This window comes from Listeria kieliensis, assembly GCF_003369925.1.
Lineage (GTDB): Bacteria > Bacillota > Bacilli > Lactobacillales > Listeriaceae > Listeria > Listeria kieliensis_A.
On record NZ_LARY01000001.1, the window covers coordinates 1 to 21,384 of the forward strand.

The 21,384-nt window shown below is 42.4% G+C and carries 18 protein-coding genes, 14 tRNA genes and 1 rRNA gene; 28 read left to right on the forward strand and 5 right to left on the reverse strand.

Annotated features, from left to right (window positions below; genetic code table 11):
* Positions 1–8 precede the first annotated feature (8 nt).
* The 15 genes from rrf (at position 9) to UR08_RS00075 (ending at position 1,469) form a co-directional block, all read left to right on the forward strand.
* Positions 9–124 (forward strand): 5S ribosomal RNA (gene rrf / locus UR08_RS00005).
* A 13-nt stretch (positions 125–137) separates the two neighbouring features.
* Positions 138–212, forward strand: a tRNA-Asn gene (locus UR08_RS00010).
* Positions 213–222: 10 nt separating this feature from the next.
* A tRNA-Ser gene (locus UR08_RS00015) sits at positions 223–309 on the forward strand.
* A gap of 32 nt (positions 310–341) precedes the next feature.
* Positions 342–413, forward strand: a tRNA-Glu gene (locus tag UR08_RS00020).
* Positions 414–463: 50 nt separating this feature from the next.
* A tRNA-Val gene (locus UR08_RS00025) sits at positions 464–539 on the forward strand.
* A 9-nt stretch (positions 540–548) separates the two neighbouring features.
* Positions 549–622 (forward strand) — tRNA-Met (locus tag UR08_RS00030).
* Between the two features lie 4 nt (positions 623–626).
* Positions 627–702, forward strand: a tRNA-Asp gene (locus UR08_RS00035).
* 3 nt (positions 703–705) lie between these two features.
* Positions 706–778: transfer RNA gene (locus UR08_RS00040), tRNA-Phe, on the forward strand.
* A 14-nt stretch (positions 779–792) separates the two neighbouring features.
* Positions 793–876, forward strand: a tRNA-Tyr gene (locus UR08_RS00045).
* Positions 877–891: 15 nt separating this feature from the next.
* Positions 892–965: transfer RNA gene (locus UR08_RS00050), tRNA-Trp, on the forward strand.
* A gap of 24 nt (positions 966–989) precedes the next feature.
* Positions 990–1,065 (forward strand) — tRNA-His (locus UR08_RS00055).
* Positions 1,066–1,083: 18 nt separating this feature from the next.
* Positions 1,084–1,155: transfer RNA gene (locus tag UR08_RS00060), tRNA-Gln, on the forward strand.
* Between the two features lie 11 nt (positions 1,156–1,166).
* A tRNA-Gly gene (locus tag UR08_RS00065) sits at positions 1,167–1,238 on the forward strand.
* A gap of 26 nt (positions 1,239–1,264) precedes the next feature.
* A tRNA-Cys gene (locus UR08_RS00070) sits at positions 1,265–1,338 on the forward strand.
* Between the two features lie 46 nt (positions 1,339–1,384).
* Positions 1,385–1,469: transfer RNA gene (locus UR08_RS00075), tRNA-Leu, on the forward strand.
* Between the two features lie 306 nt (positions 1,470–1,775).
* On the opposite strand, the gene fosX is transcribed toward UR08_RS00075, so the two are convergent.
* Together fosX and UR08_RS00085 are read right to left on the reverse strand one after the other, a co-directional pair.
* A complete protein-coding gene (gene fosX, locus UR08_RS00080; RefSeq protein ID WP_115751647.1) occupies positions 1,776–2,204 on the reverse strand; it encodes a FosX/FosE/FosI family fosfomycin resistance hydrolase in 429 nt (142 codons plus the stop codon).
* A gap of 331 nt (positions 2,205–2,535) precedes the next feature.
* Entirely contained in the window at positions 2,536–3,198 is a 663-nt protein-coding gene (locus UR08_RS00085) for a HutD family protein (protein WP_165849916.1), read from the reverse strand.
* Between the two features lie 390 nt (positions 3,199–3,588).
* Here UR08_RS00085 and UR08_RS00090 point away from each other — a divergent pair, with 390 nt between their 5' ends.
* From UR08_RS00090 to UR08_RS00140, 11 genes are all read left to right on the forward strand, one after another.
* Positions 3,589–5,613, forward strand: coding sequence for a urocanate hydratase (locus tag UR08_RS00090; RefSeq protein WP_115751649.1), 2,025 nt, complete (start codon positions 3,589–3,591; stop codon positions 5,611–5,613).
* A 13-nt stretch (positions 5,614–5,626) separates the two neighbouring features.
* Positions 5,627–6,892 (forward strand): imidazolonepropionase, encoded by a 1,266-nt coding sequence (hutI, locus tag UR08_RS00095; RefSeq protein WP_115751650.1) that lies wholly within the window; start codon positions 5,627–5,629, stop codon positions 6,890–6,892.
* An 18-nt stretch (positions 6,893–6,910) separates the two neighbouring features.
* A complete protein-coding gene (ftcD, locus tag UR08_RS00100) occupies positions 6,911–7,810 on the forward strand; it encodes a glutamate formimidoyltransferase (RefSeq protein WP_115751651.1) in 900 nt (299 codons plus the stop codon).
* An 11-nt stretch (positions 7,811–7,821) separates the two neighbouring features.
* Positions 7,822–8,448 carry a cyclodeaminase/cyclohydrolase family protein gene (locus tag UR08_RS00105; protein ID WP_115751652.1) on the forward strand — a complete coding sequence of 209 codons (627 nt, stop codon included), beginning with the start codon at positions 7,822–7,824 and terminating at the stop codon, positions 8,446–8,448.
* Positions 8,449–8,464: 16 nt separating this feature from the next.
* Complete coding sequence (locus UR08_RS00110) at positions 8,465–10,126, forward strand: formate--tetrahydrofolate ligase (protein WP_115751653.1); 1,662 nt, start codon at positions 8,465–8,467, stop codon at positions 10,124–10,126.
* Positions 10,127–10,155: 29 nt separating this feature from the next.
* On the forward strand, positions 10,156–10,755 hold the full coding sequence (locus UR08_RS00115; protein ID WP_115751654.1) for a HutD/Ves family protein: 600 nt from the start codon (positions 10,156–10,158) through the stop codon (positions 10,753–10,755).
* A gap of 48 nt (positions 10,756–10,803) precedes the next feature.
* On the forward strand, positions 10,804–12,129 hold the full coding sequence (locus tag UR08_RS00120) for an APC family permease (protein WP_115751655.1): 1,326 nt from the start codon (positions 10,804–10,806) through the stop codon (positions 12,127–12,129).
* A 29-nt stretch (positions 12,130–12,158) separates the two neighbouring features.
* Positions 12,159–13,706 carry a histidine ammonia-lyase gene (gene hutH, locus UR08_RS00125; protein ID WP_115751656.1) on the forward strand — a complete coding sequence of 516 codons (1,548 nt, stop codon included), beginning with the start codon at positions 12,159–12,161 and terminating at the stop codon, positions 13,704–13,706.
* A 62-nt stretch (positions 13,707–13,768) separates the two neighbouring features.
* Positions 13,769–15,151: a methylaspartate mutase accessory protein GlmL gene (glmL, locus tag UR08_RS00130; protein ID WP_115751657.1), complete on the forward strand. Its 1,383-nt coding sequence runs from the start codon at positions 13,769–13,771 to the stop codon at positions 15,149–15,151.
* Between the two features lie 58 nt (positions 15,152–15,209).
* Positions 15,210–15,848, forward strand: a complete 639-nt coding sequence (locus UR08_RS00135; protein ID WP_115751658.1) for a Vat family streptogramin A O-acetyltransferase — start codon at positions 15,210–15,212, stop codon at positions 15,846–15,848.
* Positions 15,849–15,872: 24 nt separating this feature from the next.
* Positions 15,873–16,595, forward strand: coding sequence for an epoxyqueuosine reductase QueH (locus tag UR08_RS00140; RefSeq protein WP_115752663.1), 723 nt, complete (start codon positions 15,873–15,875; stop codon positions 16,593–16,595).
* A gap of 21 nt (positions 16,596–16,616) precedes the next feature.
* On the opposite strand, the gene UR08_RS00145 is transcribed toward UR08_RS00140, so the two are convergent.
* Positions 16,617–17,339, reverse strand: coding sequence for a YebC/PmpR family DNA-binding transcriptional regulator (locus UR08_RS00145; RefSeq protein WP_115751659.1), 723 nt, complete (start codon positions 17,337–17,339; stop codon positions 16,617–16,619).
* A 162-nt stretch (positions 17,340–17,501) separates the two neighbouring features.
* On the opposite strand from UR08_RS00145, the gene UR08_RS00150 reads away from it, so the two are divergent.
* A complete protein-coding gene (locus UR08_RS00150) occupies positions 17,502–17,843 on the forward strand; it encodes a zinc ribbon domain-containing protein YjdM (protein ID WP_115751660.1) in 342 nt (113 codons plus the stop codon).
* A gap of 77 nt (positions 17,844–17,920) precedes the next feature.
* Here UR08_RS00150 and UR08_RS00155 read toward each other — a convergent pair whose 3' ends face one another.
* Positions 17,921–19,378: an MFS transporter gene (locus UR08_RS00155; RefSeq protein WP_115751661.1), complete on the reverse strand. Its 1,458-nt coding sequence runs from the start codon at positions 19,376–19,378 to the stop codon at positions 17,921–17,923.
* 185 nt (positions 19,379–19,563) lie between these two features.
* Between UR08_RS00155 and UR08_RS00160 the strand changes: the two genes are divergently transcribed.
* Positions 19,564–20,307 (forward strand): SDR family NAD(P)-dependent oxidoreductase, encoded by a 744-nt coding sequence (locus UR08_RS00160; RefSeq protein WP_115751662.1) that lies wholly within the window; start codon positions 19,564–19,566, stop codon positions 20,305–20,307.
* Positions 20,308–20,529: 222 nt separating this feature from the next.
* Here UR08_RS00160 and UR08_RS00165 read toward each other — a convergent pair whose 3' ends face one another.
* Positions 20,530–21,378, reverse strand: coding sequence for a polysaccharide deacetylase family protein (locus tag UR08_RS00165; protein WP_115751663.1), 849 nt, complete (start codon positions 21,376–21,378; stop codon positions 20,530–20,532).
* Positions 21,379–21,384: the final 6 nt, after the last annotated feature.

Sequence of the window (21,384 nt, forward strand, 5' to 3'; positions counted from 1 at the left end):
ATTCCTTGTCTGGTGGCTATGGCGAGAAGGTCACACCCGTTCCCATCCCGAACACGGTAGTTAAGCTTCTCCGCGCCGATGGTAGTTGGGGGCTTCCCCCTGTGAGAGTAGGTCGCCGCCGGGCAAGATATTATTATTCCACAGTAGCTCAGTGGTAGAGCAATCGGCTGTTAACCGATCGGTCGTAGGTTCGAGTCCTACCTGTGGAGCCATATCTTTCTTGGAGAGCTGTCCGAGAGGCCGAAGGAGCACGGTTGGAAACCGTGTAGGCGGGCAACCGTCTCAAGGGTTCGAATCCCTTGCTCTCCGTTTCCAAGATAGTTTAATTATTATATTGATATGGCCCGTTGGTCAAGCGGTTAAGACACCGCCCTTTCACGGCGGTAACACGGGTTCGAATCCCGTACGGGTCACTTTATTCTTTTTAGACAAATTGCCAAATTTACGTTAAAATGTTATTTATGGAGGTTTAGCTCAGCTGGGAGAGCATCTGCCTTACAAGCAGAGGGTCAGCGGTTCGATCCCGTTAACCTCCACCATATTATTGTCGCGGGGTGGAGCAGTCTGGTAGCTCGTCGGGCTCATAACCCGAAGGTCGCAGGTTCAAATCCTGTCCCCGCAATCGTGGTTCCGTGGTGTAGGGGTTAACATGCCTGCCTGTCACGCAGGAGATCGCGGGTTCAAATCCCGTCGGAACCGCCATTTGGCTTGGTAGCTCAGTTGGTAGAGCACTTGATTGAAGCTCAAGGTGTCGGCAGTTCGATTCTGTCCCAAGCCACTTTTTACATATATGGAGGGATAGCGAAGTGGCTAAACGCGGCGGACTGTAAATCCGCTCCTTCGGGTTCAGTGGTTCGAATCCACTTCCCTCCACCATTTTATTTCTATTTTAGGGGCATAGTTTAACGGTAGAACAGAGGTCTCCAAAACCTCCAGTGTGGGTTCGATTCCTACTGCCCCTGCCATATAGTATTATTAATTGCATAATGGCGGCTGTGGCGAAGTGGTTAACGCATCGGATTGTGGTTCCGACATTCGTGGGTTCGATTCCCATCAGCCGCCCCATTATAATTTTTATATTATTGGGCCATAGCCAAGCGGTAAGGCAATGGACTTTGACTCCATCATGCGTTGGTTCGAATCCAGCTGGCCCAGTCTTTAAAATTGCGGAAGTAGTTCAGTGGTAGAACATCACCTTGCCAAGGTGGGGGTCGCGGGTTCGAACCCCGTCTTCCGCTTTTTCTTTTCTTAAAATCTAAAATGCGGCGCCATAGCCAAGTGGTAAGGCAGAGGTCTGCAAAACCTTCATCACCGGTTCAAATCCGGTTGGCGCCTCCATTTGCTTGATTTGTGCAAAGAAAAAGTTTATAATGTTTTATGATATGCCGGCGTGGCGGAATTGGCAGACGCGCTGGACTCAAAATCCAGTGTCCGTTGAGGACGTGCCGGTTCGACCCCGGCCGCCGGTATCACAAAGAATCCTAGTGTATGTGTATTGTACATTAGGGTTTTTCTTTTTGTCTCATATGAAAATTGGAATATCTATGCTATAACATCATGTCCATTTATTATCTCCAATAAAACAGATTGACCATTATGTGAAAAGTAGAATTAGTGAAGGATATTTTCAAACTGGAATTACAAAGCATTTTTTAAGCTACCTGATTTAAATTTATTCGAATAATTGTTTATTACTCCATATTAGGTTCTGTATTGGTGTACCCACTGATTAGAAAGAAAAAGCTTCACTCTACTTGAAGTTCTTCTATTTATAATTAGCTAATTAATTTACTTTGCATCGAATTTTTATATGTTTCTAATCTTTCGCCTAGAGTACCTGTGTGTAATTCAAACAGATGATTGTCATAATCATAAAAATAGATGGATACTCCTTCGCCACTGATCCTTGTACGGGAGCTTTTTATTTCAAGTCCTAGATGTTTTATCTTTTTGATATAGTTTTCAAAATCATCATCTCTAATTTTAAAAGCAATGTGATTATAAGTTCTATTTAAGCTCTCATTTTTATTCTCCATTATGGCTATCCATATATTACTAACAATAAAAAACTTTTCATTCGATATTGAAAAATTTTTACCATCACTGGAATATATCTCTTTAGCTTGAAATATATACTCTAGCATATGTTTTGTCTTTTCTAAATTTTTGACAATAAAAGTCACATGGCTTATACCTTCTATCATGTTAATTCCTCCTGTAAAGTTTAATGTTTACTATCTTTATGTCCATTATAAAAGATAAAAAATTTCTTTGAAAACTCTACAAATTATTATTTTGAAGTTTTTCAAAGAAGCTATTGGACAAATTATATCGCTAAAGTCGTTATTTAGGTAAGCTGAAAAAGAAGTAGTATCCTAGAAGTAGAACGGAGATTGGATAATTTTGACGACAAAAAATAAATTGAGTTTTCAACCATTTTTATTGCTTTTCAGTGATTTAACCGAAATTAATCGTGTCAAGAAACTCTGCCTTCTCTGCCTCGTCCAGTCCTAAATAACATTGGCGTCTTTAGACTTAAGAATGGTCGCTTAGGATGCCATCCACAAAGTTTTGATAGTATTCGCGATTGTGTAAGGTATCAAAGGTACATAAAATGGCTAGCTCGCTGTTTGATGCAATGGAAGCATTTTGGAATGTAAACTTGGCGGTTTCATTGAAAACAAGTAAGCTATCCCCTTTTTTCAATACCAACTCGTCGCGTAAATAGTCATTCTCAGGCTCAATTTGGATTTCGATTAAGTCGGAAATTGCATGGATCAGCTGGAATGAGTAAGGCTCGATTAGAAAATTTTTAGTCTGGTTTTGATGGAGAATTTCGATTTTTGTCGCGAGTCCATCACGGTAAATAAAATTGAAGTCTTCACCGGAACCTAGGCTGGTCGTTTTGGCGCTGCCGTTAAAATGGTCAAGCTTGAATGGGGCCATTTTAACGATGCGCTCGGTCGAATTTTCTTGGTGGCATAATGTAACGTTGCCGTGTAAGCTGATTAGGTCCCGTGTGTAACCGGGAAGGTCGGTGAAGCGCGATTCTTTTTGGTATAATTTGGTGCGCGAAATGCGTAAATCAAAATCCTTGTTTTGGAATGAGCGGTCGTAAGGGAAAATTAGGATTTCAATGGAATCACCGCCACTCCATTCAATGGTTTTGTAGTCTTTTTGGTCAAGTATAATGTACAAACTTATTTCCCCCTAGCAATGGTTATCTATTCAATCATACACAATATGAGTCGTATTGACAACTTCATAAATATGTAAAGAATTTGTATTGACAAATGGTTCACAATCAGATATAGTTAGGGCGTAATGTAAGCGGTTTCTTGAAATGAAAAATATTCTTTATCTTGGTAAAGAATGAAAGGGGTTTCGCTGTGAATCTTCTTTGGGTTTTTGATGCTTTCATCGATTAAATCCAGCGATATCAATGGTTTGTCCAATGAAAAGAAAGCGCTTAATTATAGTGCCACGTTTTTTTGTTCTATGAAAAGAGAAAGGAGTGGAGTTGTAAAAATTAAGGAAGGGCTTGGAACGAGAAAGCGGAGAAATGATTAGAAGGGAATGTATGTCAACATGATAAAGAATGATGCAATTGCAAAATCGATGACCATTAAGTTAGATGATATTTTGCCAGAAATGCCTTCTTTTGCTGAAGGAATTAGACGGGCACCAGATCGCGGATTTCGGCTTACAAAAGAACAAACGGAAATTGCGCTTAAGAATGCTTTACGCTACGTCCCTGAAAGATTTCATGAACAAGTTATCCCTGAGTTTTTAGAAGAACTGACAACACGCGGACGAATTTATGCGTATAGATGGCGTCCTGAAGGAAAGCTTTATGGAAAACCGATTGATGAGTACAAAGGTAATTCTACTGCAGCAAAAGCGATGCAAGTGATGATTGATAACAACCTCGATTTTGATGTTGCGCTTTATCCGTATGAACTGGTTACTTACGGAGAAACGGGGCAGGTTTGCCAAAACTGGTTGCAATATCGCCTGATCAAGAAATATCTGGAAGTGATGACGGATGAACAGACGCTTGTTGTGGAATCAGGTCACCCGGTTGGTTTGTTCAAGTCTAAAAAGGATTCTCCACGTGTTATCATCACGAATGGCTTACTTATTGGGGAATATGATAATTTAGATGACTGGGAAATTGCTGAGGAAATGGGCGTTACGAATTATGGGCAAATGACTGCGGGTGGCTGGATGTACATCGGACCGCAAGGAATTGTTCATGGAACGTTTAATACGCTTTTAAATGCTGGACGCTTGAAACTAGGGGTTCCGGATGACGGCGATTTAGCTGGGAAACTATTTATTTCTTCTGGTCTTGGTGGCATGAGTGGTGCGCAAGGAAAAGCGGCTGAGATTGCGAATGCGGTAGCGATTATTGCTGAAGTGGATCAGTCACGGATTGATACGCGGCTTGAACAAGGTTGGATTTCGAAGCTAGCTCAGACTCCAGAAGAGGCTGTAAAATTAGCCCAAGAATCTATGGCGAAAAAAGAAGCCATGTCGATTGCTTATCACGGAAATATTGTGGATTTATTGGAATATGTAGACAAACATAAAGTGCATGTGGATCTTTTAAGTGACCAAACTTCTTGTCATAATGCCTATAATGGTGGCTACTGTCCAGTTGGTGTTAGTTTTGAGGAACGGACACGGCTACTTAAAGAAGATCAGCCTAAATTCCAAGAATTGATCAATAAGACGCTGGTACGGCATTTTAATGCGATTAAGCATTTGGTTGACCAAGGGACTTACTTCTTTGACTATGGAAACTCGTTCATGAAAGCCATTTTTGATGCAGGCGTGATGGAGATCTCGAAGAATGGACGGGATGACAAGGATGGATTTATCTGGCCGTCTTATGTAGAAGATATTATGGGGCCGATGTTGTTTGACTATGGATATGGTCCATTCCGCTGGGTTTGCTTGAGTGGCAAACATGAAGACTTGGTAGCAACGGACCATGCAGCGATGGAAGCAATTAATCCGGAAAGACGTTATCAAGACCGGGATAATTATAACTGGATTCGTGATGCGGAGAAGAACCAATTGGTAGTTGGGACGGAAGCTCGGATTCTTTATCAAGATGCGCAAGGGCGGATTGATGTTGCGCTCAAATTTAATGAACTTGTCCGCGAAGGGAAGATTGGTCCTGTCATGATTGGCCGCGACCACCACGATGTTTCTGGGACGGATTCGCCATTCCGTGAAACTTCTAATATTCGTGATGGTAGCAATGTTACTGCGGATATGGCTGTTCAGTGTTATGCAGGGAATGCGGCACGTGGAATGAGCTTGATCGCCCTTCATAACGGTGGCGGAACTGGGATTGGTAAGTCAGTGAATGGCGGTTTTGGTCTCGTACTGGATGGCAGTGAATTAGTTGATGATATTATTCGTTCGGCGATTTCTTGGGACGTTATGGGCGGTGTTGCAAGACGGAACTGGGCTAGAAATGAACATTCGATGGAAACATCCATTGCCTTCAATGAGGAAAAACAAGGCACGGATCACATCACGATTCCGTATTTGACGGATGATAAAGCGATTCGTGAAGCAGTTTCGAAATATGTAAAATGAAAGGCGGATACTGATGATTGCTGATAAGATCCTAACAAATTTAAATCAAATCTTTTGTCCGATCGACAAAGGAAGAGCTTTGCGGGGAAGCGAAATGGGTGAAGCGAACATCATTCGACAAGGCTTTATCGCGATTCGTGAAGGAAAAATCTTGCGCGTAGCTGAAGGGAATCCCCCAGTTTCTCTCATAGGAGAGCACACGAAATTAATTGATTGCACTGGAAAAACGGCTTCTCCTGGTTTAATTGACTCGCACACTCATCTTGTGTACGGCGGAACGCGTGAAAATGAGTTTGCTAAGAAATTGAATGGTGTGGCTTATTTGGATATTTTGAAAGAAGGCGGCGGTATTCTAAGTACGGTGAAAGCCACTCGTGCTGCTAGCTTTACGGAGCTTTATGAGAAAACGGCTAAGCTCCTTGAACATATGCTTGTACATGGTGTGACAACGGTTGAAGCTAAAAGTGGTTATGGTCTAGACTGGGAAACGGAAGAAAAACAGATGAAGGTGGCTCGCGAACTCGATCATCGTTTGCCAGTCGATATTATTTCAACTTTTATGGCGGCACATGCGATTCCAGAAGAATATCGTGATAGTCCTGATGGGTTTATTGATTTAATCATCGAAGAGATGCTTCCAAAGGTAAAAGCAGAAAATCTGGCAGAATTTTGCGATGTGTTCTGTGAATCAGGTGTTTTCACGGCTGAACAGTCACGAAAATTATTGAGTGCTGCGAAAAAACAAGGTTTTAAATTGCGAATCCATGCCGATGAAATCGAATCGATCGGTGGCGTGAGTGTGGCAGCTGATCTAGGTGCAACGAGTGCTGAGCATTTGATGGTGATTACAGACGAAGATATTGACAAACTTAGCCAAGCAAATGTGATCGGGAACTTGCTTCCAGCAACAACGTTTAGTTTGATGGAGGATACGTATGCGCCAGCTCGGAAAATGTTGGATCACGATATGGCAATCACTCTTTCGACAGATAGTAATCCGGGTAGTTGTCCGACAGCGAACATGCAATTTATTATGCAACTGGGCTGTTTTGCGGACAAATTGACACCGATTGAAGTTTTCAATGCGGTGACAATCAACGCGGCTTATGTAGTGGATCGCGGAGATTCTATTGGAAGCTTAGATGAAGGGAAATTAGCAGATATTACACTGTTTGATGCACCAAATATTGATTATCCTCTTTATTTCTTTGCGACAAACCTTGTAACGGATGTGTATAAAAAAGGCGAACTGGTAGTTAAGAATCGTCAAATGATTTAAAAAGGAGATAAAGAAACCATGGCAAAATTAGTTGAATGTATTCCCAATTTTAGTGAAGGTCAAAATCAAGAAGTGATTGACGGCTTAGTCAAAACAGCAACGAGCATTCCTGGTGTTTCCTTACTTGACCATTCGTCAGATCCGAGTCATAACCGCAGTGTATTTACACTCGTTGGAGATGAAAATGGAATTCAAGAGGTAGCTTTTCAACTTGTAAAATTCGCAAGCGAAAAAATTGATATGACAAAGCAACACGGTGAACATCCACGGATGGGAGCAACGGACGTGGTACCTTTTGTTCCTGTCAAAGATGTCACAATGGAAGAGTGCATCGAGATTTCGAAAAAAGTGGCGGAACGTATCAATCGTGAACTTTCGATTCCAATTTTCCTTTATGAAGAATCTGCAGCAACGCCGGACCGGAAGAATTTAGCGAAAGTTCGTAAGGGTCAATTCGAAGGAATGCCTGAAAAATTAAAGGAACCGGAATGGGCGCCTGACTACGGGGAACGTAAGATTCATCCGACAGCTGGGATTACAGCGGTTGGGGCACGGATGCCTCTTGTGGCATTTAATGTGAACTTGGATACGGATAATGTGGAAATCGCGAAGAAAATCGCGAAAGTGGTTCGTGGTTCAAGTGGCGGATTTAAATATTGTAAAGGAATCGGCCTTTTACTTGAAGATCGCAACATTGCACAAGTGTCTATGAATATGGTGAACTATGAAGGGACACCACTTTATCGGACTTTTGAAACGATTCGCTTTGAAGCTAAACGTTATGGTGTAGGTATTATTGGTAGTGAAGTGATCGGTCTTACTCCTGCAAAGGCATTAATTGATTGCGCCGAATATTATTTGCAAATTGAAGACTTTGATGAGAAAAAACAAGTTCTAGAAAATCATTTACTAGGTTAGGGGAGTGCAAGATGAAATTAGTTGATATGGGAATTACGGAATTCGTAGACGTGCTTGGCTCAGACGCACCTGCTCCAGGTGGTGGTTCTGCTTCAGCACTTGCTGCAAGTGTGGGATCGGCGCTTACGATGATGGTTGCGCAATTAACAATTGGTAAAAAGAAATACGCTGAATATGGTGAGTTGATGAAACAAGTATTAAAAGAAGCGACGGAAGTGAATCAAGCTTTACTTGAAGCGATTGATAAAGATACAGAAGCGTTTAATCAAGTTTCAGCTGTCTTTTCTATGCCGAAAGAAACGGAAGAAGAAAAAGCGGCGCGCAAAGAAGCGATGCAAAAAGCGCTCAAACTAGCTGCTGAAGCTCCCTACGACATCATGGTGTTAGCGAGTAAGGCGATTACTATTACGGGAAAAGCAGTTGGGAAATCGAATGTTAATGCTGCCAGTGATTTGGGTGTTGCGGCGCTCAATCTCAAATCTGGGACACAAGGAGCTTGGTTAAACGTCTTAATCAACCTGTCAGGAATTAAAGATGAAGCTTTTGTTGCAAAATATAAACAAGATGGAGAAGCATTACTACAAGCAAGCTGTGATAGAGCCGATGAAATTTATCAAGCGATTTTAGAAATCGTGTAAAAAAGGAGTTTTCAGCATGACACTTTCAGATATTGAAATTGCTCATAAAAGTGAAAAATTACCAATTGAAGAGGTTGCAAAAGAAGTAGGAATTGAAAAATCAGAACTTGAACTTTACGGGAACTACAAAGCTAAAGTAGCCGTCGACAACTTAGAAAATAGCAAAGCAAAATTAATTTTGGTTACAGCGATCACCCCAACGCCAGCTGGTGAAGGGAAAACAACGACTTCTGTAGGTCTTAGTGACGGACTTCGTAAAATCGGAAAGAAAGCGATCAGCGCTTTGCGTGAGCCTTCTCTTGGACCAGTTTTTGGTGTGAAAGGTGGAGCAGCTGGCGGGGGCTATGCACAAGTTGTACCAATGGAAGATATCAATCTACATTTTACGGGAGATTTCCATGCAATTGGTGCGGCCAATAATCTACTTGCGGCTTTAATTGACAACCATATCCAACAAGGAAACAAGCTTGGAATTGATAATCGCAGAATTACTTGGAAACGTGTTGTTGATATGAATGATCGTCAGCTCCGTCATATTGTGAACGGACTTGGTGGAAAAGCGCAAGGTGTTCCTCGTGAGGATGGATTTGATATCACGGTTGCTTCTGAAGTGATGGCTATCCTTTGTCTTGCAAATGATATTCATGATTTAAAAGAAAAATTAAAACGAATTATTATTGGCTATACGCGTGATAATGATCCGATTACGGCGGGGGATTTAAAAGCAGATGGGGCAATGGCTGCGCTATTAAAAGATGCGATCAAGCCTAACCTTGTACAAACTTTAGAACATACGCCAGCCTTTATCCATGGTGGTCCGTTTGCTAATATCGCACATGGTTGTAATAGTGTACTAGCTACGAAAACAGCGATGAAATATGCTGATTACGTAGTAACAGAAGCTGGATTTGGTGCAGATCTCGGTGCTGAAAAATTCATTGACATCAAATGTCGTAAATCTGGTTTGAAACCTGATGCAGCTGTTCTTGTGGCAACGGTTCGTGCGCTTAAGATGCACGGCGGCGTTGAGAAAAAAGATCTGGGTACTGAAAATGTGGATGCAGTTGTAAAAGGAATGCCGAACTTAGAAAAACACCTTGAGAATATCCAAAATGTTTATGGGCTTCCTGCAGTGGTTGCGATTAATAAGTTCCCTACAGATACAGATGCTGAACTGAAAGCGGTTGAAGATGCTTGCCAAAAATATGGTGCGAATGTTGTCCTTTCAGATGTTTGGGCAAATGGTGGTGACGGAGGAGCTGAACTTGCAAAAGAAGTCGTTCGGCTTGCGGAACAACCTAATCATTTCCAATTTGTTTATGACGACGAAGATTCGCTTGAACAAAAATTGGAAAAAATCGTAACGAAAGTTTATGGCGGAAAAGGGATCGAGTTGACACCAGCTGCTCGAAAAGAATTAAAACACATCGAAGAAATGGGTTACGGGCATTTACCAATTTGTATGGCAAAAACGCAATATTCATTCTCAGATGATGCGAAAAAGGTTGGCCGTCCAGAAGGCTTTACGATCACAATCAAAGACGTTAAGATTTCTGCGGGTGCTGGTTTCGTTGTAGCGCTTACGGGAGCCATTATGACAATGCCGGGTCTTCCGAAAGTTCCAGCTGCTGAAAACATTCAAGTGGACGATAATGGTGTAATTTCTGGTTTATTCTAAGTAAAAATGAAGGAGAAGGAGGGAAAGTTATGGAAATGGTAATTAAGCGGAAATCAGAGTATAAAAAGAGCATTTGGCCTGGTGGAACGACAACAGAACTTTTGATTTGGCCGGAAAAAGCGCTGTATGAAGAACGTAATTTTAAGTACCGGATTTCAACGGCGACTGTTAATTTGCCAACTTCGACTTTTACCTCCTTGTCTTCTTATTGGCGAGAACTGATGATTCTAGATGGTGAGATTGAGCTGCTTCACGAAAATGCTACGCAAAAACGAGAAGTTAAACTTTCTGTTTTTGAACAAGATAGCTTTAGCGGGGCAGAGACTACGACAAGTTACGGGCAATGTACAGATTTTAATTTAATTTATACACCTACCTATACCGGATCATTATCTTTGATAAAACCGGAAGAAAAATATGAAGTGGAAAAAGGGGCGGATTATTTTTACTACTCTTTGGTCGAAGAGATGCAGATTCGTTTTTCAGACGGTCAAGTTGCCGTGCTAGGGAAAGGGGACAGTCTATTTCTTCAAGCTGTTAACCAAATGACGATGCAGCCTGTTGCAAATACATATTCTTCTTCTGACATTATTGCGATCGAAGCAAAAATCAGCAATATAAAAAGATGATACGAAAACGTGTATAGTCATGCCCGTCATAGTGAGAGGGGACAGAAAATGGCTACACAAACGTCAAATGAAAAGTCGAAATTCAGTTTGAGTGGAGCGACATTGTATGGAATCAATGCCGTGATTGGCTCAGGAATCTTCTTATTACCCAGAACCATTTATGAAGGACTTGGACCAGCATCTTTAGTTGCAATGTTAGTAGATGTATTGTTGGTATTACTTTTAGCACTTTGCTTTGCAGAAGTCGCAGGCTATTTTGATAAAAATGGCGGAGCTTTTCAGTATTCAAAAGCGGCTTTTGGAGATTTTGTCGGATTTAATGTCGGCGTGCTTGGCTGGGCGGTCACTGTTATTGCATGGGGCGCCATGGCAGCCGGATTTGCACGCTTGTTCGTCGCACTTGTTCCATCATTTAAGCCTTTTGAAATGTGGATTGCTGTTGTATTGATTGTTTTACTTTCAATTATTAATAGCTTCGGTGTGAAGACATCTAAGATTTTTACGATTACGATTACAATTGCGAAATTAATTCCAATCGTTGCCTTTGTTGTGATTGCTATTTTCTTCATTAAAGGCGGGATTAATGCGGGCAACTTTACACCATTTGTTCAACTTGAACCGGGGAAAAACTTCCTACAAGGAATGAGCTCATCTGCACTAGTGGTTTTCTATGCTTTTATCGGATTTGAAGCATTGCCAGTTGTTGCTGGCGAAATGCGAAATCCTAAAAAGAACGTTCCAAAAGCGATTATTATGTCGATCATCATTGTGTCCTTGCTTTATTTCTTAATTATTGCTGGGACGATTGCTCAACTTGGAAATGGGATTTTGAACACGGATACGCCTGTGCAAGATGCATTTACTAAAATAATTGGTCCGGTTGGCGGATTTATCATTACGATTGGTGCCTTGATTTCAGTAGGTGGCTTAAATACAGGGGATTCGATGATGATTCCTCGTTATGCGTGTTCAATTGCTGAGGATGGTCTATTACCAAAAGTTTTTGCGAAAAAAAATAAACATGAAGCACCGATTTTTTCGATTGTCATTTCTGGTGTATTAGCCGTACTTCTGGTTATGAGTGGTTCGTTTGAGCAATTGGCTCAATTGAGTGTGTTGATGAGGTTTATTCAATATATTCCAACTGCGCTTTCTGTTATTGCACTGCGCAAAAAAGGACTCGAAGATCCAGGGTTCAAGATGCGCTTCGGACCTTTTATTGCGGTTTTAAGTGTTATCGTCAGTCTTTGGATTATGTCATCTTCAAGCTTGATCAATATTATCTTTACAATTGGTGCTATTTGTATCACGAGTATTCTTTATTTTGTCATGTACGGGAAAAAAGGACGGCAAAGCGAAAAAGTGGAAGACTAGTTAATTAAAACATGAAGAGGTGTGGAAAAATGGCGAAAGAAGTAATTTTAACAGGAAATGATTTAACTTTGGATGATGTTGTAGGTGTAGCAAGAGAAGGTTGGCCAGTGAAAATTTCAGCAGAAGCGATCGAAGCGGTGAAAAAATCACGTGAGATCATTGATGATATTATCGCAAACAACCGCGTAACTTATGGAGTTACGACTGGTTTTGGCTCTCTTGTAAGCGTTAGCATTCCGCCAGAAGATGCAAGTGAATTGCAAGAAAACTTGATTAGAACGCATTCGAGCGGTTTTGGAGATCCACTTTCACGTGAAGAAGTTCGCGCTACAATGCTAATTCGCATTAATTCACTAGTGAAAGGCTGTTCAGGAATACGACTCAGCACGGTGGAAACTTTACTAGCGATGCTCAACAAAGATGTGGTACCGTTTATTCCAGAGAAAGGTTCGCTTGGGGCTTCTGGAGATTTGGCTCCGCTTGCGCACATGGTTTTACCAATGCTTGGTCTTGGCCGCGCTTACGTTTCTGGCGAACTACTTTCAGGGAAAGAAGCAATGCAGAAGGCAGGAATCGATACGATCCATTTGGCAGCCAAAGAAGGTCTTGCGCTCATCAATGGTACAACCGTTTTGACGGCGATTGGAGCGCTTGCTACTTATGATGCGGTTGAGCTTGTTAAGCTATCTGATATTGCTGGGGCGTTGTCGCTTGAAGTCCATAATGGGATTGTCGACGTATTTGACGAAGCGCTTCACCGGATTCGTCCACAATACGGACAACTGGCAACTGCACAAAATATGCGGAATTTGGTGGCAGGCAGCACAAAAGTGGTGCATGCTTCAGCTGAACGTGTTCAAGATCCGTATACATTGCGTTGTATTCCGCAAATCCATGGAGCGAATAAAGATAGTGTTAGCTATGTAAAAGCAAAAGTGGAGATTGAAATTAATTCGGCAACGGATAATCCGATTGTAACGGAGAGCGGGAAGGTCATTTCAGGCGGGAACTTCCACGGGGAACCGCTTGCGCAACCTTTTGATTTTCTTGGCATTGCCGCATCAGAAATCGGTAATGTTTCTGAACGTCGGGTGGAACGCCTTGTCAATCACTCGTTAAGTGGACTTCCTTCGTTTCTTGTTAAACATCCAGGACTTAACTCTGGTTTCATGATTACGCAATATGCGGCGGCTGCGCTTGTTTCGGAAAATAAAGTGCTCGCGCATCCGGCAAGTGTTGACTCGATTCCATCTTGTGAAAACCAAGAAGATTTTGTCAGCATGGGGACGATTGCGGCTCGGAAAGCTCGTGACATTGTGAACAACTCACGGCGTGTTGTTGCAACTGAAATTATGGCTGCTTGCCAAGCACTAGACTTTGATGAAAAACAAGCTGGGAAGCTCGGCAAGGGTACACAAGCGGCTTATGATGTGTTCCGTAAGAGTTCGGACTTCATTGAAAATGATCGCGACATCGAGATTTATGATGAACTAGAAAAAGCGACAGAAGTTCTGACGAGCGGACGTTTGGTGGAAGCTGTGGAACAAGTTGTTTCGCTTGAGTTGCAAGTTAAATAAGTGGTTTTTTAGAGGAAGCGCCGGGTGAGGAACCGGCGCTTTTTTGGAGAGGAGAGAGAAAAATGCAGCCGATTTTATTGATTGATTTTGGGAGTACGTTTACAAAACTGGTTGCAGTGGATTTGGATCGCCCGGCCATTCTTGCGGCGACGCAAAGTGAAACAACGGTGCAAACGGATATTCAAGCTGGTTATTTGCGAGCGCTTGCAAAAATGGAACAACAAATTGGGAAAATGGATTTTAAAAAGCGTTTAGCTTGTTCTTCTGCACGTGGTGGCTTTAGGTTGGTCGTGATTGGGCTTACGCAAAGCTTGACAACGGAAGCTGCGAAACGAGCGGTTTTAGGAGCGGGAGCGCGCATTTTAAAAGTTTATGCTCCGCTTATTACAGATCAAGATTTGCAGGAAATGGCAGAGCTTGAGCCTGATGCGATTTTGCTTGCGGGCGGCACGGATGGCGGCAATCAGTCTTATATTATACAAAATGCTAAAAAGTTAACTGAGCTCGAGCGAAATGCAGCGCTTGTTGTGGCAGGGAATAAGCGAGCCAATACGGAAATTGAGCACATTTTGAAGGAATCTCATCTCGAGTATTATTTGACTGAAAATGTGATGCCAAAAGCAGGTGTTTTAGTAACGGAACCCGTTCGTAAAGTGTTACGCGAAATTTTTATGAAAAAGATTGTGGAAGCAAACGGATTTGAAGCGGTTTCTGAGCGGATCGGGCGGATTGTTTTGCCGACTCCCACGGCTGTTTTGAAGGCGGCTGAACTACTTGCATATGGCACGAAACGGGAAGCTGGGCTTGGCGAATTGATGGTGGTGGATGTCGGCGGGGCGACAACGGATGTTCACTCGGTCAGTAAACAGCAAGCTGTGAAGGAAGCGGATATCATTTTAACGGGGCTTGCGGAACCTGTTTTGAAACGAACGGTTGAAGGGGATCTTGGGATGCGCTACTCGGCGTACAGCTTGTATCAAGCGGTTGGGGAGTCTGAGATTGCAAGGTACTTCGCGGGAGATGCTTCTTTCATTCGGGAGGGCTGTTTGTTTCGGGAGGCGCATCCGGATTTTATTCCACAAAGTGAGGCAGAGCGCCATTTGGACGACGCAATTGCGAGTAGTGCGATTCAAAAGGCGGTAGAGCGACACTCGGGTTTCTTGAAAAAGGTGGCAACGCCTACTCGTTATGTGTTTGAACAAACGGGGAAGGATTTGCGCTATTTGAAGGCGGTTATCGGAACTGGTGGGGTGTTAACGCATAGTGGCAACCCGAATCGTGTGCTTCTAGCGGCGACGGACCGAATGGATACTAGGCAACTTTTGCCGGAAAATCCGACGTTATTTTTGGACCAGGATTATGTGCTCCAGATGATGGGGCTTTTGTCTGAGCGGTATCCGGATGAAGCGTTGCGCCTTTTGAAGCAGCATTTGCGCAAGCTTTAGTGGCATCTGAAAGTGTGGTATACTTAAAAGCAATTCTAATCAAAGGAGTTGAAGTCACATGCTTGGACCAAATCCAGATGCGCTTTATCCGAATGAAGCTATTCCGTCGCTTGTTTTTATTAAAAACTGTGTGAAAAATCCGAATATCATTGCTGGGAACTATTCGTATTATGATGATCCTGAAAATCCGGAAGGCTTCGAGGATCATGTCGAGCATTTGTATGACTTTCTTTCTGATAAGCTTGTGATCGGGAACTTTTGTGCGATTGCTAAGGGGATTCGTTTTATTATGAATGGAGCGAATCACCGGATGGATTCTGTGGCGACGTATCCATTTAATATTTTGGGGCATGGTTTGGAGAAAGCAACGCCTAGTTTAGCGGATCTGCCTTTTAAAGGTGATACGATGATCGGAAATGATGTTTGGATTGGACAAGATGTTACGATTATGCCGGGGATTACGATCGGAGATGGGGCGATTATTGCGGCCAATTCGGTCGTGACAAAGGATGTCCCGCCTTATATGATTGTTGGTGGAAATCCAGCTCGCCGAATTCGAGCTCGCTTTAATGATGAGATTATTGCTTACTTGCTTGAGCTCAAATGGTGGGACTTTTCGCCTGATAAGATTTGGCGCAACTTGGATATTCTTTGTGATACGAATCCAACGTTAGCCAAATTACAGCAAATGAAATGAAGGAAGGAATTTTTGAAGATGTTGATGCCTGACTTGATGGAACTACTTGAAAAAATGCAGCCGGATCAAAAAATCAATTATGATCGTTTATTAGAAAAAATGATTCATTCGTGGAAGGAAGAAAATGTCCGTCCGAAAATCTTGCTGCATAGCTGCTGTGCGCCGTGTAGCACGTATACGCTCGAATATTTGACGCAGTATGCAGATGTGACGCTTTATTTTGCGAATTCGAATATTCACCCGCGCCTCGAATTTGAACGACGCAAACAAGTGCAAGCGGATTTCGTTGAGGCTTTTAATAATCAGACGGGGCAGCATGTTGAATTTATCGCGGAAGCTTATCGGCCTCAGGAATTTTTGTGTGCTGTTAAGGGGCTTGAGGATGAGCCTGAAGGCGGCTTACGCTGTTCCGCTTGTTTTCAGATGCGACTTGATCAAGCGGCGTTAAAAGCTAAGGAACTGGATGCCGACTATTTTGGCAGTGCGCTCACGATTAGCCCGCACAAAAATAGTTCGCTGATTAATTCGATTGGCGCGGAAGTGCAACAACTTTATGATGTGCGCTATCTCCCAAGTGATTTTAAGAAAAAAGGCGGCTACAAACGGTCCGTTGAGATGTGCGAGGAATATGATATTTACAGGCAATGTTACTGCGGCTGTATTTTTGCAGCTAGAAAACAAAACGTGGATTTAAAACAAGTAAATCAAGAAGCAAAGGCTTATCTGCAAGCAAAAAAAGAGACTTGAGCAAGTCTCTTTTTTTGCGCTTTATTCGGCGGACAAGTCCACGTTATGATAGACTTTTTGAACGTCTTCAAGATCTTCAAGGGCATCAATCATTTTTTCGAATTTAACCAAATCGTCTCCGTCAAGTGTGACTTCGTTTTGGGGAAGCATTTCAATTTCAGCAATGCTAAACTCGTCGATTCCTGCAGCTTTCAGTGCTTCTTGTACTTGGTGGAAATCGCTTGGCTCGGCATAAATGATCGCTTGGTCGTCTTCGTCAAGAATATCGCGCACGTCTACGTCAGCTTCCATCAGGATTTCAAGTAGGTCATCTGCGCTTTTACCTGCGACGCCAAAAACGGCTGTGTTGTCGAACATGTAAGAAACGGCTCCACTTACGCCCATGTTACCACCATTTTTACTGTAAGCGGCACGTACATCAGAGGCTGTCCGGTTTACGTTGTTCGTTAAGGCATCAACGATCACCATGGACCCGTTTGGTCCGAAACCTTCGTAGCGTAATTCGGAATAGTTTTCATCGCCTGTTCCTTTGGCTTTTTCAATGGCGCGATCAATGATGTGTTTAGGAACGTTGTAGGTTTTCGCTCGTTCAATGACGAAACGCAATTTTTGGTTTGCATGAGGATCTGGTTCGCCTTGTTTAGCTGCTACATAAATTTCAATCCCGAATTTTGCATAGATTCGGCTGTTATTTGTATCTTTTGACGCTTTTTTTTCTTTAATATTTGCCCATTTACGGCCCATTAAGAACACTCTCTTTCTATATTAACTTGATAAGATAAAAGACTCTTTGTTTATTATATCGGGTCTTGGTTGTTTTGTTAAGTAGCAGCTTAAAAAATTCCTGTGAAAAAATGTACAGATGGGCTATAATAGAGGTAATTCATGAATGGAGGAAGATGATAAATGTCAAACTTACCAAATTGCCCAGAGTGCAAATCAACTTATACGTATGAGGATCGAGGGCTTTTGATTTGTCCGGAATGCGGCTTTGAATGGAGCCCGGGAGAAGAAGCGAGTGCGCAAGAAGAGTTAGTTGTGCGTGATGCAAACGGTACGGTGCTTGCTGATGGAGATTCTGTAACGGTTATTAAAGATTTGAAGGTGAAGGGAAGTTCATCTGCACTTAAAATTGGCACGAAAGTGAAAAACATCCGCCTTGTAGAAGGTGATCATAATATTGATTGTAAGATTGATGGCTTCGGTGCGATGAAATTGAAGTCGGAATTTGTAAAGAAAAACGGTTAATTTAGCTGGTGAAATCATTAAAAAACAAGCTTTCAAAAACGGATTTTTGTTTTGAAAGCTTGTTTTTTTGTAAGTGATTATTTATCTTCTTCTTGGCTTTTCTTACGTAGTTCTTTGGCTTCTTTGCGCCACCAAAGAGCTTTTTTAGGATTGTTTACCATTTTTTTGGCTTCTGCTTTTGTTTCTACGGCCGGAAGCGAGCCGCGAAGTGATTTTCCGGATGTTTGCTTGAACATGAGTGTAAAGACGATCATGCCAATCAGTCCAACAAGGACAAGATAAAAGGCTGGCATCAAATTGTTGTGAGTCTTATCAATCAAGAAAGAGGCGATCATCGGTGTCGTTCCGCCAAATATGGATACGGATACGTTGAATGAAACGGATAATGCCCGGTAACGCACATCTGTGAAAAATAAGGTTGGTAACATGGATGGTACGGTTCCTTCAAAGCAAGATAGACACAGTGCTAGAAGCAGGAGTCCTAGGAAAACGGTTAGGATGTTATCATCACGCAAAAGTAAGAAAGCCGGGATGGCAAATAGAATCAAGCCGACAAGGCCGATTTGTGTGATGATTTTGTTGCCGAACTTATCGCTTAAGTGTCCCATTAAAATGACAATTGGGATCATGAGTACCATGACGACCAAAATGAGCAAGAGCGATTTGGAGTTTTCATAGCCCAAAACGGAATTCAAATGGGATGGCATGTACGATAAGAGCATATAGTTTGTGATGTTGAAAAAAGCGACGATAACGATGCACAAGAACAATTCTTTTTTGAAATAAAGGAAGATATCTTTGAAGGTTGGTTGTTCTTCTGTTTCGTTTTGGTCTTGTTCGGATTCTTGAATTTCTTGGAATGCTTGGGTTTCATCTAGGTTTGTTCGTAAGTAAAAGCCAATCAGCCCAAGTGGGGCAGCGACGAAGAAAGGAATTCGCCATCCCCAATCGACCATTCCCTGGTCGCCTAAGATAAAGGTTAGAAGTGTAACGAGTCCGCTGCCGGCAATGTAACCGGATAGGGTTCCGACTTCAAGTCCACTTCCTAGAATGCCACGCTTTTTATCGGGCGCGGATTCTGCTATGTATGTCATTGCGCCTGAATATTCGCCGCCGGTTGAAAAACCTTGGACAAGACGCGCAGCGAGTAACAGGAATGAGGCGGTTAAGCCAATAGACTGATAACTTGGGATAAGGCCAATACAAAGCGTTGAAAAAGCCATCATCAGGATCGTAATGGTCAATACGCGTTTCCTGCCTAAACGGTCTCCAAGTGCTCCGAAAACGAAGCCGCCGATTGGTCGCATAATAAAGGCGATCGCGAAGGTGGCGAAGGTGTAAACGAGCTGCAGGGTTCCTTCCATTTCTGGGAAGAAAACTTTCCCGATTGTGACGGCAAGGTAGGAATAAATTCCGAAATCGAACCATTCCATCGCGTTTCCAAGTCCCGTTGCGAAAACGGCTTTTCTTGCTTGGCTGGTGTCAATGATGGTCATATCATTGGGTAGTAATTTCCTTTTTTTAGTTGTGTTCATTCATATAGCTCCCTTTTATATAGTTGTTTGGCTTTATTTTACCACAGATGTGAATTTATAAACGTTTTTTTTAGAATTTTAGTCAGGAGAACGAGATTTCGAGCAAAACGATTGGTTATCATCTTGAAAGGGGCGTATACTTAATTTGTAAGCGCAAATATTTTAAACTGAAGGAGAGAATGGTCATGAGACTAAAAGACAAGGTAGCAATTATTACAGGTGGTGCAAGCGGAATCGGAAAGGCAACGGTTGAACGTTTTGTTCGTGAAGGGGCAAAAGTAGTGATTGCCGATTTCTCAGATAAAGGGGAAGAGCTTGCACAAGAATTGCGTGATACTGGTTATGAAGCGATTTTTGTAAAAACGGATGTAACGAGTGAAGAAGATATTAAACAAATGATTGAAAAAACGGTAGAATCTTTTGGTAAACTGGATATTATGTTCGCGAATGCAGGGATTGCAAGTGATGCGGATATTGATCAACTTCCATACGATCAATGGAAAAAAACGATTGATATTAATTTAAATGGTGTCTTTTTGTCGGATAAATATGCGATTGAACAAATGATGAAACAAGGTCATGGCGGTTCGGTTGTAAATGCGGGTTCGATTCACAGTCTTGCTGGGAAACGTGGCGTGACGGCTTATGCTTCTGCAAAGGGCGGCGTTAAATTGTTAACGCAAACGCTTGGCGCAACTTATGCGGAACATGGAATCCGGGTCAACGCGGTTGGACCAGGTTATATTGATACGCCGCTCATTGAAGCAGCTCAAGGAAAAGCGCGTGATGAATTGATTTCGCTTCACCCCATGGGTCGCTTAGGAAAACCAGAAGAAGTAGCAAATTGTGTGGTTTTCTTGGCAAGTGACGAAGCGTCGTTTGTTTCAGGAACGATTCTTGTAGTAGACGGTGCTTATACAGCTGTTTAATGTGAGTATATAAATAAGGCTTGTGTGTCTTCTGAGTAGACGCACAAGCCTTATTTTTTTAGTTGCTCAATTATAAAATAAAAGGTGGACTCTGCTTGTCTGAAATCTCCGCTTGAAAGAAATTGGGCGGAGATCCAGATAAACAAGAGCATAAAAAGTGTTAGCGTAACCCCGTGAATGACTTTTTTCATTCGTTTCACCTCGTGTAAATGCATTTTTGTTCTAGTGCTCTCTGAAATTTAGTTTAAATGGCGTGTTTTCTTTGTAAGCTTGGAAGCTGTAGCCGTTTTTTTTCAAGGCATGGATAATGGCTGGGAGAGCTTCTAGGGTGTTTTTTCGTTCGTGCATTAAAATGACAAGGGGTTCTTTTTGTTTGGCTAAGGCGTTCGCTTGATGCAAGACGGTTTCAACGACGCGAGCAGAATTCGTTTTGTAGCGCCAATCGTTGCTGTCGATATTCCAGTCAAGGAGTGTGAAGCCTTTGTCTTTTGTTTCTTGATGGAGCGCACTGCTTAAGTAGGTGCTACCATAAGGGGCGCGGATTAGGTTGCTTGTTATGCCCAACTTTTCGCGTCCGAGTGCTCGAGCTTGTTCCATTTCGGCGAGGAAGGTTGGGCTGTTTTTGCGGTAAAGTAAACTTGCATCGTGTGTCATGCTGTGCCAGCCGATGTTGGATCCGGATGCGAGTATCGCTTTTGCGGTTTCGGGTTGGATGCGATTTAAGTTTTCGCCGATGAAAAAGAAAGTTGCAGGGACTTTTTCTTGTTGTAGCAAGTTAGTAAATCGGCTTAAAAATGGAGAAGGACCATCGTCAAAGGTTAAGAAAACGGTTTTTTCTGTCACGGGTTTCGGTTTTTCGGATGCTTTTTTGGGCGGCTTTTTAGCGCTTGCCTTTTGTACGGGAGCCTTCTTAGTGACGATTTTTTCTGATTTAGTTGCTTGCTTGGTGGCGCTTTTGGTGTTTGAATTTCCAAAGAGTAACAAGCAAGCGGAGCTTATTCCCAGCAAAATCAGGAAAGCGAGAATTGCGGGTTTCCACCGTAGTTTTTTATATCTTCTTTTTTTGCGCATTTTGGT